This is a genomic window from Prosthecobacter dejongeii (genome assembly GCF_014203045.1).
GTDB lineage: Bacteria > Verrucomicrobiota > Verrucomicrobiia > Verrucomicrobiales > Verrucomicrobiaceae > Prosthecobacter > Prosthecobacter dejongeii.
This window is the reverse complement of sequence record NZ_JACHIF010000009.1, coordinates 64,032-77,251: the sequence shown is the minus strand read 5'-3', so window position 1 is coordinate 77,251 and position 13,220 is coordinate 64,032. Positions and strand designations below refer to the sequence as shown.

The window sequence follows — 13,220 nt, the reverse complement described above, 5'->3', positions numbered from 1 at the left end:
GTTACACGGTGGTCAGCAAACGACGCAACGCTTTGCGGTCGAGCTTTTGGTTAGTCGTTCGGGGCAAATCAGGCTGGAAGTAAACTCGGTCGGGGATCTTGCCACGTTCCAGACGCGTGGCCAAGGCAGCCAGGATTCCCGCTTCCGTAAGCGTATCATCCGTGGTGGCCAGGAAAAGGCACAGCAGGTCCCGTTCGTCATCTTTCACGCAGCCTGCGGAGATGATTTGCGGGATCGTGCAGGCGGCTTCTTCCACCTCAGCAGGGCTTAAGCGGGTACCACGATGTTTGATGACAAAATCACCTCGCGAATGAAACGTGATATAACCTTGAGCATCCACGATGCCATAGTCACCCGTGAATAGGCTACGTGTGCCAGCCAGTTCGCGAAAACGTTTGGCAGTCTCTTCTTCGGCTCCCCAATAACCCGGTGAAAGATGGGGCCCTTGAACGACCAACTCTCCAGATTGCTCTGGGGGGAGTTTTTCCCCTTCAGCGTTGACGGCAAAGACCGTCGTTCCATCCAGCGGACGCCCCACACTTTCAGGGTGGGTTTCAAATTCTTCAGGGCATAAAATGGAGACTCGTTTGCACTCCGTGAGGCCAAACATGGGGAAAATTTGTGCCTGGGGAAAAAGCTCTCGCAGGTGGTCAATGTAGGCCTTGGGGAGGTGATCACCCGTATTGGTCATCATACGCAGTGATGGCAGCGAGGTGGGGCGGTACCGCTGCATCTTGATCAAAGCCGCAAACACGGTCGGCACCCCCGGCAGCACCGTCACCTTTTCACGGGCTAAAATCTTGGGCAGCTCTGGCCCCACTTTTTCGGGGCGGCCGATGAACAAACGCGCACCCGTGAGACAGGCGTAAAAAATCTGATAAAGGCTGTAATCAAAGGCCAGGGGCAAAAAGAGGCCGATGCAGTCTTCTGCCCTGTATTTCAGCCGTGCCAGAATAGCCGGGCAGACAAAGCCTACATTTTTTTGGGTGAGCATGACTCCACGCGGGGTACCCGTGCTGCCAGAGGTAAATACCAAGAAGGCGATATCCTCAGGCTGCAAGACGGCGGGGGACGGGCTGTCCACATCCTCAATGGTAGGCCACTTTACATTTTCTAAAAAGACCGCCTGGTCTGGAGAAACGGTCCCCTGCAAATGGCCTGTGCTTTGATCTAAAAAGACGACCTTCGGGCCGCATTGGGAAATGATTCGTTGCAGCCCTTCCGGCTGTAACTGTGGGCTTAGGACAGAAAAGATCACCCCTTGCTGAAGTGCTGCTAAGAGAATCAACACCGCCTCAGCACTATTTGGCAAAATTAACAAGATACGATCGCCTCTTCTGATGCCTCGTTGTTCCATCCAAACAGCGATCCGGCTCACCTCCTGGTAGGCTTCAGAAAACGTCAGTGGCTGTTCCCCGGAAATGAAAACCTGTTCAGGCCAGGTCCTGGCAGCTTGCGCCAGCCATTGAGCGGGGAATGTGAGGGAGAAAGATGGTGCAAACATCTGAAAGAACCCCTTTTAGCCTAAAATCACCCATCAGTCTGGAGATTTTCACTCACTGTTTTCTGATCGAACAGCATCTTCGAAGAAACAGTCTTCAATATCTTACAATTCGCCCTTGCGCAGTCGCTCCACATCTCGAATAATCCCATCCCGCGAGGCACGGATAGCTCAGTGGTAGAGCGGCTCGTTTACACCGAGTTGGTCGGGGGTTCGAATCCCTCTCCGTGTACCATTTAGCCTCGCCAGTTTAGGCTTCTAGGACCGCGAGATTCGGGGATGACGCCGGTGAGTCTACGAAAAGAGAAAAGATGCCTTCTTCTCTACCCGATTGGGCCGCAAGCATGTGACGCACTTTTTCGTGAGAAAGCAGAATGCCGTGAGACTGTGCCACGCCACTGGAGGGAAACACCAAAAACGCAGGATCCTCGGACTTTCCAGGGAAACGCATGCCCCATGCGGGACGTGTATTCATTACTTCACTGAATTCGGCCTCGTCCCATTCGCCGCCGTTCAGTCCTTCCGTCATCCAGACCGTCAGGATGTTTTCAGCCATGGCTTTGAGATGATGACTGGTCTTTTCCAGGAAGAGGCAAACTGGTTCAGCTTCTTCTAGTATGGATTTGAAAGCTTCTTGGCGGATCTGCGGAGAGATCACAGAAACCACGGCACCGATGTGTGCCACTGCCAAAGTGATCAAATGCAGGTCCGAGCTGTGGCGTAACACGGTGACCACTTTGTCCCCACGGGAAACGCCATTCTGTTGCAGCCAGGTGGCGATGCGGAGCACACTCATCCAAGCCTGTTCACACGTGAATTCCATGCCGTCCACGGTCAGAGTGGTCGTGGGAGTGCGTTCGGCGGCATCCGCTAAAAAAGCGCTGAGATGAAAAGGCCCCTGTCTGGCAGGGTTTTGCCAAAGACTAAGACCCGTACTGGATTCTGAAAGAGGGCGCATCTATATGGATTTTATAATTAGCCTTGTATTTAGCAAGCGTTTGTTATCGGAATTATCACCTTGTCAGCAGGCAATACCCTTTTTCGTCACGAACGTTACTTGCATTGATACTTTTTAGACGTGAGTCGTTCAATCTAGCTGCCATGCAGCCTTCGACCGAGTGACCCCGCCTCCCATTCAACGATATTTCGTCAGGGCCGTCAAATACTCCTTCGCATAGGATGACGAGGGGTCGTCAAAAAACTTAACAGCAGAACAGGATTCAACCACTTTTCCCTGTGCCAAGAATACCACCCAGTCCGCCACCAATCGGGCAAAACTGATTTCGTGGGTGGCTAGGACGATTTGCTGGCCTTCTTGGGCCAGTTCTCGAATGACGTCCAGCACCTCTCCTGTCATGACGGGATCCAGCGCAGAGGTGGGTTCGTCCAGAAGAAGGAGTCTTGGTTTGGAAGCCAGTGCGCGGGCGATGGCGGCGCGTTGCTGCTGCCCGCCAGAGAGTTCCGCTGGGCGTTTATGCAGATGCTGGGCTAAGCCCAGGCGATCTAACAGTTCCGTGGCGCGTCGGTGGGCTGCGTCTGCTGGCTGACCATGCACGACGGTCAGGGGCAGGGTGACATTTTGTAGCGCGGTGAGATGAGGGAAAAGGTTGTAGCCCTGAAAGACAAACCCGTTTTGCCGGAGGCCCAGAAGGGCTGCAGCATCGTCTTGAGGAAGCATTTGGTCATTCACCCGGACCTCTCCGGCCTCGGGCACCAGCAGGCCGCCCAGCACGCGCAGTAGAGTGGACTTCCCCCCGCCACTGGGCCCAAGAAGGGCGACCACGCGGGCATCGTCACCCGTTTGAAAGCTGGCCTCATCTAGAGCGATGAAGTCGCCATAACGCTTAACGACCTTTCGTGTCTCAAGTTTCATAGGCGAACCTCCTCTCAAGACGGCCGGCATACCAGGAAAGGGGCAGCGTGACGATGAGGTAGGCAGCTGCTAGTGGCAGGTAACCTTCCAGGGCTGTGTAGCTGCTGCTGTTCAGGATTTTGACCTTCTGCACCAGTTCTTCAACGCCAATCACTGAGAGCAGGGATGAATCCTTGATCAGAGAAACGAGCTGCCCTGTCGTGCCAGGTAGGGCACGCCGCACGGCCTGGGGAATGATGACATAGCGATACATCTGCACCTTGCTAAAACCCACCGCGCGGGCGGCCTCACGCTGGGTCGCGCCGATGCTTTCGATGGCTCCGCGAAAGATTTCTGCCAGGTATGCCCCTTCAAACAAGCCTAGCAGAAGCGTCCCCACCACTAAGGGATCATTGATCTTCCAGGCGGTGGCGATGATGTAATAACCAATTAAAAGCTGGACTAGGAAAGGGGACCCGCGAAGCAATTCCACCGTGCCTGTGCAGAAGAGGCGCAGCGGTAGGATGCGTGTGCGCCGACCTAGCATCAGGGTGAATCCTACGACGATACTCACCATGATTGCTCCCAGAGAGACTAGCAGGGTGGTCACCCAGCCCCACATGAGCTGGGAGCGGTAAATCCAGGCCTTTTCCCAATTCCAAGTATAGTGAACGGCTGCAAAAGTGGTGTACAGCCACCCGGAAACGCCTAGCGCGAGGACGAGCGTCCAGAGCAGTCTTTGGCGGAAAGGGGCGTTCATGGATTATCAGGCGATAGACAGAGCTTTATCAGGTGGCGGTAAGCGTGCCAGTGCAACTCTGTTTTTTTCAGCTTAGGGAGCTGCCGTTTCGGGAGTTTCCTCGGTGGGTTCTTGGGAGTCTAAGAGCACTCCATGCGGAGGATACCTGCCTTGAATTTTCAAAAACTCCGCCATGCCTCGAGCAATCGCCAGTGTGAGTTTCTTTTGGTAGTCAGGATTTTTGAGTGATGCTGCTTCGGCTTCGTGGGTCAGAAAACCGCATTCGATCAAGGCTGCGGGCACCTGAGTCTGACTGACCACAGCGTAATTCCTTTGCTTGATCCCACGATCCACGGCCTCGGTCCCACGGCAAGCATGACGCTGGAGACTTTCAGCCAGTCTGCGCCCGCGAAGATCCTGCACGGGACCTTTCGCGAGTGACCACTTTACCTGCAGCGCTCTTTGCGCAGCGAGTGATTTTCGCTCGTTGTAATAAGTCTCAATGCCGTGCACCTCGGGGCTGGCGCTGGTATTTAGATGCACGCTGATGAAGGCATCAGCCTGCCATTCGTCCGCCAGGGCAGCCCTTTCTTCTAGGGGTAAAAAAACATCGGAATCCCGGGTCATTTTGACTCTCAACCCCAGGGTGATCAATTCATCCCGCAGGCGGAGTGCCAAAGCCAAAGCGAGCTTTTTTTCAAGAGTTCCCCCCGCCACCGCACCGCCATCATGCCCACCATGACCGGCATCCACCACAACCAGCGGTATTTTCTCCAAATCCCAGGGGCCGAGGTTCACGCTAGGCAAATTCTCCATTTTCGCAGAAAGCCAGGCGGTTGATGCAAAAGCACCTGCCAGCGCCAGGTATGATGCTGCGCCACGTAGCCACTTCGACAGGGGGCGGCTTCGCAGAACAGAAAAGTTGGAGGAAGTCTTTTTCAAAAATTGTTCAAATTTTTAAAATATTTAATTGGCCTGAACTATTATATTCACTAAAATATAAATCATGAAAGCGAAGCCTGCCGTCTTTTTTGCGAAGCATCCTCGTTGGGCCATTCTGGCCTTGATGTTCAGCGTTTCTCTGGCGCAGGCCCAGAGCCCTGGAGCACCCGGTGCTGTTCAGCAGCCATACTATCGGCAGCCAGGCTCTGCCTACGTGCCACCTGGCACCACTCAGCGTACCCCTCAGGCCCGGCTGCCTGCTGGCCCTGCTCCCGCGAGAACACAGGGTTACCAACCTGGGTTTGGCACTCCTCCCCCCAACCAAGCTCCGTCTAGCTACAAACCACCGACGATCAAGGGGGCGAGTGTGAGCAAGCCTAAGAGCAGTGTGACCAAAAACACGCAAAGCAAGCCTGTGAGCCTCGAGTCCAAGGTGGCGCGTTTGGAAAAAAACGATGCTCACCAAGATCGTCGTCTTAGCAGTCTCGAGCGCGGTCAGGGAATGACCACCATTGAGGGCGGGGAGAGCTACCTGCCTGAAACAGGGAAGACTTACACCGTCAGACCTGGGGATACGCTTTGGAGGATTGCTGATAAACACAGCACTAGCATCAATGCGATCAAGTCCGCCAATCGCCTTTCAGGTGAGACCATTTCAGTGGGGCAAACGATCCGAATTCCGGGGCATGGGAATGCTGCTGTGTTTGCAGAATCGAACTCAGCTAGCTCTCACACGGTCAGGCCTGGAGATACTTTTTCACAAATAGCCCATGCTCATGGGGTGTCTCAAGATGCGCTTGCTCGTGCCAATCCTTCCGCTTACCCAGACCGCCTTCTGGTCGGCGAAAGGCTGACCATTCCAGGAAAGGGGAGTAATTCGTCGGGGAAACGTGCTTCTGCGGGATCTTCAGTGGCATCGGCTCCATCTTCACGTTCGCATTTGGTGAAAAGAGGCGAAAGCCTGGGCGCGATTGCTAAGATGCATGGGGTTTCGACCGCGTCAGTCGCTGCGGCGAACAAACTGAAGAACTCCAATTTGATCGAACCTGGCCAGCGCTTGATCATCCCTGGTGGCGGTGCTGCCCGCCCGGCGCCTCCATCCCCTACTTATCCGGCTGCTGATTCAGACACGGTGCCGCTTCCTGGAGCCAGCTTGATGGCGGCCCAGCCTGAGCCATCAGCCCCTTCGCCATCACCAGCACCTGCTTTGGCCCCTGCGCCAGCGTATGAGCCGCTGCCAAAGCCGGCCCCTCCCACCAGCAGCAATCGTCGAGGTATCGTGGCTTACCGACTGGAGCGTGGAGATGATATCAATACCGTGGCGGCCCTGTTTAACACCACACCTGAAAAAATCCGTGAGATGAATAAACTGCCTGCGGACCGGAAGCTGAAAGAAGGCGAAGAAGTGGTGGTTCCTTCACTCGGAGCTGTGTCCCTGAATTGACGTGGCGCAATGCCCGGCCAAAATGGGGGCATGTCCCGCATCGGTACCCCTCTTTCCTCCACGGCAACGAAAGTCATGCTCCTCGGCTCGGGTGAGCTGGGCAAAGAAGTCGTCATTGAACTGCAACGTCTCGGCTGCGAGGTCATCGCGGTGGATCGTTATGCCAATGCCCCTGCCATGCAGGTGGCGCACCGCAGCCATGTGATTTCCATGCTGGATGGCGAGGCGCTGCGTCGTCTCATTGAAATTGAAAAGCCGAACTTCATCGTGCCTGAGATTGAGGCCATCGCCACGGATACACTGTTGGAACTGGAGAACGAAGGCTTCACCGTCGTACCCACGGCCCGTGCGGCGAAGCTGACGATGAATCGTGAAGGCATTCGCCGTCTGGCCGCAGAAGAATTGGGGCTGAAAAGCTCTCCCTACATCTTTGCACAAACGGAGGAGGAATTCCGTGCTGCCATCGCAGAAATCGGCATGCCGTGTGTGGTGAAGCCCATCATGTCATCTTCCGGCAAAGGCCAGAGCGTGGTTAAGACGGAGGCCGATATCGCTCACTCCTGGCAGTATGCTCAAGAGGGCGGTCGTGCTGGGAAAGGCAAAGTCATCGTCGAGGGGTTTGTGGACTTTGATTATGAGATCACCATGCTCACCGTGCGCCATGCAGGAGGCACTTCTTTCTGTGCCCCGGTGGGCCACACGCAGATCAAAGGTGACTATCGTGAGTCCTGGCAGCCGCACCCGATGAGTGAGAAGGCCCTGGCCGCCGCAGAGCACATGGCGGGAGCGATCACGGAGGCTTTAGGCGGGCGAGGTCTGTTTGGCGTGGAGCTGTTTATCAAGGGCGATGAAGTCATCTTTAGCGAAGTTTCACCGCGCCCTCATGACACCGGGCTCGTGACCCTGATTTCCCAAGACCTTTCGGAGTTTGCGCTCCACGTGCGAGCCATCCTAGGCCTGCCGATCCCTAACATCCACCAGCATGGCCCGAGCGCGAGCTGCGCGGTGCTTGTCGAAGGGGATTCCTCCCAGGTCCAGTTTGGCTCTCTGGATAAAGTCCTCGCAGAGCCTGATACTCAAATGCGTCTGTTTGGTAAACCCACTGTGAGTGGTCAGCGCCGCATGGCCGTGACTCTGGCCCGTGGAGCGGATGTGGATGAAGCCCGCGCCAAAGCCCACCGCGCAGCCCAGGCCATGGACATTCGCCTGTAATCAGATTGGGCCTTCAATCAGCCCAAATAACAAAAAAGCCCGACTCATTGAGTCGGGCTTTTTTATGCTTTCCGCAGGATAGAAAATGGTGGGCAGGGCTGGGTTCGAACCAGCGTAGGCGTAAGCCAGAAGATTTACAGTCTTCCCCCTTTAACCACTCGGGCACCTACCCATTCACTTTCGTGCGGGCGTGGAGTTAAGACCTGCTGACGATGTTTGCAAGAGAGTTTTGCATTTTCATGAACGAAAAATTAACGACGGGGTTTTCTCTTCACTTGCCGCGTCACCAGTGTGGGTTTGCTGCCGTGCAAAACTTTGAAATTGCGGGTCTCGGCCACGGTCCGTTGATGCTCGAAAGCCTCCTTCATGAGGTTCTCATAAGGGAGGTGTTTGTTGGCGACGAGCCAGAGGTCTCCCGTGGTGCGGAGGGCCTGGGCAGCGACGGTGATGAACTTGAGGCCCAGCATGGTGTTGGTCTCACGGCCATCATGAAAGGGAGGATTCATGATGATGGTGTCATAACAAGCAGTGCCAACGCCTTGAGTGACGTCTTTCCACAGGATGCGCGGGCGCACAGGCACAGGAACGAGCCCGGTATTCCGCCGGGCGCATTCTAGCGCGCGTGCATCGGCCTCATACATGTCCACGCTGCGGAGATTCGGGCAGTGGCGGAGGATGTGATCGCTGAGGTAACCCCAGCTTGAGCCAAGATCTGCGACGGCGCCGCTCAAGGAATGAGGGAGGTGCTGGGTAAGGAGGGCGGAGCCTTCATCCACGCGGTCCCAGTTAAAGAGACCGGGTTGAGACCAGAACTTTCCTTCAAGGATGCGCTGCATGGCGCCATTCGTTTTCCACTGCGCGAGGACATCGGTCTTCCAGGGGGAGGTATGAGTGGCCCAGAAGACGCGACTGTGATTTTTGGAGAGCGTTCTGACCTCGGGAGCGACTTCAGCTAGGTGCTGTTCCATCCGTTTCGCACCCCAGTCGTTGTGCAGGGCGACGACGAGAGTGCCGCCTTCGGCCAAGAGCTCGTGAGCGTGAGCAAAGTCCGAGAGGATGCTTTCACGCTGGCGATCTGGCAGGAGGAGGATGAGGTCAAACTGGCCTTCAGCCTGGCGGGTGTGGCGGATGCCCTGAAGCTCCAGCCCTGCCGCGTGCGGTTTCCAGGTTTGCTCACAGGTGAGGCGTTCGCGAAGAGGATCGAGACCGGAATGGGCCTGGGCGCGGAGGAAAAGGATGCGCTGGGCAGTGGCCAAGGGGATCTCGGGCTGAGTCTCCAGGGCATAAAAAAGGGCGGTGAGGGCGTGCATGAGACGGGAGGCTGCCTGCCGGTGATGGACGGGCTAGTGACCCTTGGGCGGTCACTCCTGTCTATGGGGCGAGGGCGGGCCTGATTTACTGGTAAAGAAAGGTGGTGAGGGGGCTGGTGGCGCTGGCTTCGTCATTTTGATCTCCCAGACCAATCTCATAAGCGGCGCGGCCTGCCTCGACGGCGGCTTTGAAAGCGGTGGCCATACGAGCGGGATCATGAGCGATGGCGATGGCAGTATTTACCAAAACGGCATCTGCCCCGATTTCGAAGGCTTCAGCAGCGTGGCTCGGTGCACCGATGCCTGCATCTACCACCACTGGGACGGTAGCCTGAGAGATGATGATTTCGATCTGCCGGCGTGTGGTGATGCCCTGGTGGGAGCCGATGGGAGAGCCCAAGGGCATGACGGTGGCGGTGCCGACATCCTGCAGGCGACGGGCCAGCACGGGGTCTGCATTGATGTAGGGAAGGACGATGTAGCCTTCTTTGACCAGTACCTCTGCGGCCTTGAGGGTTTCAATCGGGTCCGGCAGGAGGTAACGGGGATCTGGGTGGATCTCTAGCTTCACCCAGTTTGGCAGGCCTGCTGCCACGGCAAGGCGGGCGAGGCGCACGGCTTCTTCGGCATTCATGGCACCGCTGGTATTGGGTAGGAGCAAGACTTCCTTGGGGATAAAATCCAGAATGTTGGCGAAGGGGTCGCCTTTGCCAGTGAGATCGGCCCGACGCAGGGCTACAGTGACGATCTCTGTGCCGGAGGCGATGATGGCCTGACGCATGAGTTCACCGGAGGCAAACTTTCCCGTGCCCAGCATGAGGCGGGACTGAAAAGTGCGGTCGGCGATGGTGAGGGGCTGATTGAGCATGGGGAAGGGATTAAACTTGGTGGAGCCGGAGGCTATTGATGCCGATGGAAATTAAATCCGGCCGCGTAGCTTGTTGAGATTGTGTTCTGGATCGCGCCGTTGGTCCAGAACAGCGAGCACCGTAATGGTTGATGGATCGTTCCGGTAATGAATCGTGAAATACGGGAACCGGCCCAAGACGACTGCCCGATGCGCTCCTCTGCTGATTGAATGGAGGCCGCCAGTGGTCACCAATTCGTCAATTCGCGCAGATAAAAAGTCAAAGACTTCATCTCCGAGTCCTGGTTCCTGAATTTCGTAAAATTCAGCAGCCTCGTCGAGATCAGCTTCAGCTTCTGGAAGGAAAATTATTTTTTTCCCCATTTGCGTCCAAGCCGGGTTTTGACTTCTTCCCACGGAATTGGAATAGAAATTCCCTCATCCAGCAGACGCAGGCGTTCTTGGACCACTTGATTCTCCCAATCTGGAACTCCCGCGTCATCTCGCAATTCAGCCTCTACCCGTTCCAGGAGCACCGCTTTTTCATCGCGCGACATTTTCGCCACAACTGCGAATGCAGACTCCAGCAATGGCGAAGATGAGATGGAAGCGGCACTCATGGAAACATGGATAGTCCCGGTGGACGAAAAATCAAGCCAGCAGCAGGCGCTGGAGGAGCTCCTCGCCATTGAGCTGGATGCCAATGTAGAAGTCGCCAAATTCACCGTATTGGGTGGTGACTTCGTCCCAGCGCATTTCATAGACGATGGTTTTGATCTGGAAAATGTCGTGGGCAAAGAGGGTAACGCCCCATTCGTGACTGTCGAGGCCGGTGGAGCCGGTGATGAGCTGGCGAACCTTGCCCGAGAATTTGCGGCCTGTTTTGGCGTGGCCGCCCATCAGTTCACGGCGTTTTTCAAATTCCTGGGCGTACCAGTTGGCGCCGACGTTGCGGCGCTTGCTCATGGGGTAAAAGCACATGACCTGCCAGTCGGGCATGTTCGGGTAGAGGCGGTCATTGAAGTACTTTTCCATGTGGCCTTTCCACTCGGCAAGGCGTGCGGTGTGGGCTTCGGAGCCGACTTCCAGGTTTTCTGTGCGGGCGATGCGGGCGGAGGCATCCTCTTCCTTTTCGCTGTACTCAGTCCATTCAGTCATGGAGAGGTAGCTGTAGGTCGGATTGAGGACCTCAGGACCGAAGGCCTGGCCGAGCTCCTTTTCAAAGCGGTTCGCATCCTGGAGGTCGGGTGTGAGCAGCATGACCCCGAGATCTGCCTTGGGGCTGACCATGCTGAAGGTGAGCAGTTGCGTCTTTGGATGTGCCCGGATGGCCTCGACGGTGGCATTGAACCGATCAAAGCGTTCGGCCTTTTCTTCAGGGGTGAGGGCGGCCCAGAAGCCGTGATCCACGTGATAAAAGAGGTGCTGAACGATCCAGCCTTCTTGGGGGATGATGGGGGACATGATGATTTGGCAGGTTGTTAAAAAAATCGGCTTTGTGGCAAAATGAGAGGGCGGAATCCCGCTCTGGCATCTCTCTTCATACGCTGGAATGCCTCCTGCTCAATGGGCAGGCGCAGGGAAACGCAAAAAGTGATTGAAACCCCGGTGGCGAGATTTATTTATCTGGCCCGCAAAATCCAAGACTAGGAGACTCTCAACATGGCAGACGCAGAAAACAAATATCCTCAGAACACCGCTGGCGCATACTACGTGGACGATCAGTGCATTGACTGTGACCTCTGCCGTGAGACTGCCCCTGCGAACTTCAAGCGTGACGATGACGGTGGTCATTCCTACGTTTATAAGCAGCCTGAGTCTGATGAAGAGCGTGAGCTTTCTGAAGAAGCTCTGGCTGGCTGCCCGGTGGAAGCGATCGGTCGTGACGGCGAGTAATCTTCCTCCATTCAGGAAGATTTTTTGAGAACACAGCCTCGGCCGAGGCTGTGTTTTTTATTTTTAGGAGCTCAGCTTTTGCTCGGCAGGAACTTACGCGCCGCGATCCAATCTAAAAGTTGTGGGATCGACGGGCGTCGTTGCATGTGGGTTTGGCAGCGTTGAGCAGCGGCCAAATAAGAGGGCTGGGTGAGCAGGTGGTGAAGGGCGGCCTGAACATTCCCAGGCGTGAAAGTACGGGGTGTGAGGCCCAGGCCAGCACCCAATTTTTTCAAGCGGTAGGCATTGTCCGGCTGGTCATGGGCCATGGCCATGATGAGCTGTGGCACACCTGCGGCAAAGCCCTGAGACAGTGTGCCGATGCCGCCGTGGTGCACAAAAGCGGCGGCCTGAGGTATGAGGGTGGAGAAGGGGACGTACTCCACGGCTAGGACATTCTCAGGAAGATCTGGCGGTAGCTGATCCCGCTGCCGGGTGGCGAAGATGGCGCGTTTCTTCATGGCGGTCACGGTTTCCAGTGCCACCTGGAAAAAGCGGCGTGCCTGGATATTGGCGCTGCCGGGAGTGAAGACGATGGGTTTTTCTCCCGCGGCGAGGAACTGGGTGACCTCTGGATTTAGAGGGCGCTCTTGGGCAATGTCTTCGAGAGGAAAGTCCCATACCAGGAGATTGGCCGGCCAGTCTGGCTGGGCTGGGGCGAACCATTCCGGGAAAAGAGCGAGGACGCCATCAGGTGAGTCTGCCCAGTCCCACCACAGACTTTTAGGCGGGGAGATATGGTGTTTTGAGCAAGTGGCGTGGACGGCTGGGCCGGCAAACCGATCTGCCGGATTCGGCAAGTGGACCAACCAACGTCGCAACCAGAGGGGGAGCCTGCGCATGTGTTCCATGCCTGGAAAGAGCACGGGTGGCTCATGAGCGCTGATCATGACCGTAGGCTGGACGTGGACTGAGACCAATGGGATGTGGTATTTTTCGCGGATGAGGCGCGCTCCAAAAACGGTGCAAGCTGCCATGAGGAGATCCGGCGGTTTGGCCGAGTGAACCATGGCCTCAAGAGCGGCAAAGATCTCTGGTGTTTTGGCCCCGGCGGTTTCAAAAACGAGCTTGGTTCCCTGATAAAGCTGCCAGACCCGTGGGTCGGCAATGAGCTGATCGAATTCTTCTTGAGTCCCCATGGGAAGGACCTCGAGTCCTGCCTGGCGGGCGATTTCCTCAAAAACGCAGGCGACGACGAGGGTGACCTGATGGCCCTGGGCTTTGAGGTGCCGCCCCAGCCAGAGGAAGGGGAAGACATCTCCAGCGCTGCCAAAGGGGAGAAGAACGACGTGCATGCGAGGTGAAAAAGTTGGGTGTTAATGATTTAACCTAATTAATTATTCATTCGTTAATTTTTAGCTTTTGTTTTTGATAATTTATAATTCTGGTGATAATTACCATAATTAAACATTGGATTCGTAACTTTGAATTTGGTAAC

Annotated in this window: 14 protein-coding genes and 2 tRNA genes; 4 read left to right on the top strand and 12 right to left on the bottom strand. The window is 55.9% G+C overall.

Features of this window, described 5'->3' with window-relative positions; translation table 11 throughout:
- Position 1: 1 nt before the first annotated feature.
- Positions 2-1,504 (bottom strand): class I adenylate-forming enzyme family protein, encoded by a 1,503-nt coding sequence (locus HNQ64_RS18540; RefSeq protein ID WP_184211457.1) that lies wholly within the window; start codon positions 1,502-1,504, stop codon positions 2-4.
- 157 nt (positions 1,505-1,661) lie between these two features.
- Between HNQ64_RS18540 and HNQ64_RS18535 the strand changes: the two genes are divergently transcribed.
- A tRNA-Val gene (locus HNQ64_RS18535) sits at positions 1,662-1,736 on the top strand.
- 15 nt (positions 1,737-1,751) lie between these two features.
- Here HNQ64_RS18535 and HNQ64_RS18530 read toward each other — a convergent pair.
- The 4 genes from HNQ64_RS18530 to HNQ64_RS18515 all read right to left on the bottom strand — a co-directional run bounded on the left by HNQ64_RS18530 (position 1,752) and on the right by HNQ64_RS18515 (position 4,908).
- Complete coding sequence (locus tag HNQ64_RS18530) at positions 1,752-2,459, bottom strand: AMP-binding protein (protein ID WP_184211455.1); 708 nt, start codon at positions 2,457-2,459, stop codon at positions 1,752-1,754.
- 177 nt (positions 2,460-2,636) lie between these two features.
- Positions 2,637-3,374 carry an amino acid ABC transporter ATP-binding protein gene (locus HNQ64_RS18525; RefSeq protein ID WP_184211453.1) on the bottom strand — a complete coding sequence of 246 codons (738 nt, stop codon included), beginning with the start codon at positions 3,372-3,374 and terminating at the stop codon, positions 2,637-2,639.
- The gene (locus HNQ64_RS18520) at positions 3,364-4,113 is read right to left on the bottom strand and encodes an amino acid ABC transporter permease (protein ID WP_184211451.1); all 750 of its coding nucleotides are present in this window, start codon (positions 4,111-4,113) and stop codon (positions 3,364-3,366) included. Before HNQ64_RS18520 ends, HNQ64_RS18525 begins: the two co-directional genes overlap by 11 nt.
- 72 nt (positions 4,114-4,185) lie before the next feature.
- Positions 4,186-4,908, bottom strand: coding sequence for an N-acetylmuramoyl-L-alanine amidase family protein (locus tag HNQ64_RS18515; RefSeq protein ID WP_184211449.1), 723 nt, complete (start codon positions 4,906-4,908; stop codon positions 4,186-4,188).
- Positions 4,909-5,098: 190 nt separating this feature from the next.
- Between HNQ64_RS18515 and HNQ64_RS24190 the strand changes: the two genes are divergently transcribed.
- Both HNQ64_RS24190 and purT read left to right on the top strand, forming a co-directional pair.
- Entirely contained in the window at positions 5,099-6,478 is a 1,380-nt protein-coding gene (locus tag HNQ64_RS24190) for a muramidase family protein (protein ID WP_184211447.1), read from the top strand.
- Between the two features lie 30 nt (positions 6,479-6,508).
- Positions 6,509-7,690: a formate-dependent phosphoribosylglycinamide formyltransferase gene (gene purT, locus HNQ64_RS18505; protein ID WP_184211445.1), complete on the top strand. Its 1,182-nt coding sequence runs from the start codon at positions 6,509-6,511 to the stop codon at positions 7,688-7,690.
- 86 nt (positions 7,691-7,776) lie between these two features.
- Here the strand turns inward: purT and HNQ64_RS18500 are convergent.
- From HNQ64_RS18500 to hemQ, 6 genes are all read right to left on the bottom strand, one after another.
- Positions 7,777-7,862: transfer RNA gene (locus tag HNQ64_RS18500), tRNA-Tyr, on the bottom strand.
- A 79-nt stretch (positions 7,863-7,941) separates the two neighbouring features.
- Positions 7,942-9,000 (bottom strand): class I SAM-dependent methyltransferase, encoded by a 1,059-nt coding sequence (locus tag HNQ64_RS18495; protein WP_184211443.1) that lies wholly within the window; start codon positions 8,998-9,000, stop codon positions 7,942-7,944.
- 85 nt (positions 9,001-9,085) lie between these two features.
- Positions 9,086-9,868 (bottom strand): thiazole synthase, encoded by a 783-nt coding sequence (locus HNQ64_RS18490; RefSeq protein WP_184211441.1) that lies wholly within the window; start codon positions 9,866-9,868, stop codon positions 9,086-9,088.
- Positions 9,869-9,919: 51 nt separating this feature from the next.
- On the bottom strand, positions 9,920-10,231 hold the full coding sequence (locus HNQ64_RS18485; protein ID WP_184211439.1) for a type II toxin-antitoxin system RelE/ParE family toxin: 312 nt from the start codon (positions 10,229-10,231) through the stop codon (positions 9,920-9,922).
- Complete coding sequence (locus tag HNQ64_RS18480) at positions 10,216-10,467, bottom strand: addiction module protein (RefSeq protein ID WP_184211436.1); 252 nt, start codon at positions 10,465-10,467, stop codon at positions 10,216-10,218. The genes HNQ64_RS18485 and HNQ64_RS18480 overlap by 16 nt, the downstream gene beginning before the upstream one ends.
- 31 nt (positions 10,468-10,498) lie before the next feature.
- Positions 10,499-11,311 (bottom strand): hydrogen peroxide-dependent heme synthase, encoded by an 813-nt coding sequence (gene hemQ, locus HNQ64_RS18475; RefSeq protein WP_184211434.1) that lies wholly within the window; start codon positions 11,309-11,311, stop codon positions 10,499-10,501.
- A gap of 198 nt (positions 11,312-11,509) precedes the next feature.
- Here hemQ and HNQ64_RS18470 point away from each other — a divergent pair, with 198 nt between their 5' ends.
- A complete protein-coding gene (locus HNQ64_RS18470) occupies positions 11,510-11,743 on the top strand; it encodes a ferredoxin (protein ID WP_184211432.1) in 234 nt (77 codons plus the stop codon).
- Positions 11,744-11,814: 71 nt separating this feature from the next.
- On the opposite strand, the gene HNQ64_RS18465 is transcribed toward HNQ64_RS18470, so the two are convergent.
- Positions 11,815-13,077, bottom strand: a complete 1,263-nt coding sequence (locus tag HNQ64_RS18465) for a glycosyltransferase (protein WP_184211430.1) — start codon at positions 13,075-13,077, stop codon at positions 11,815-11,817.
- Between the last annotated feature and the right edge of the window lie 143 nt (positions 13,078-13,220).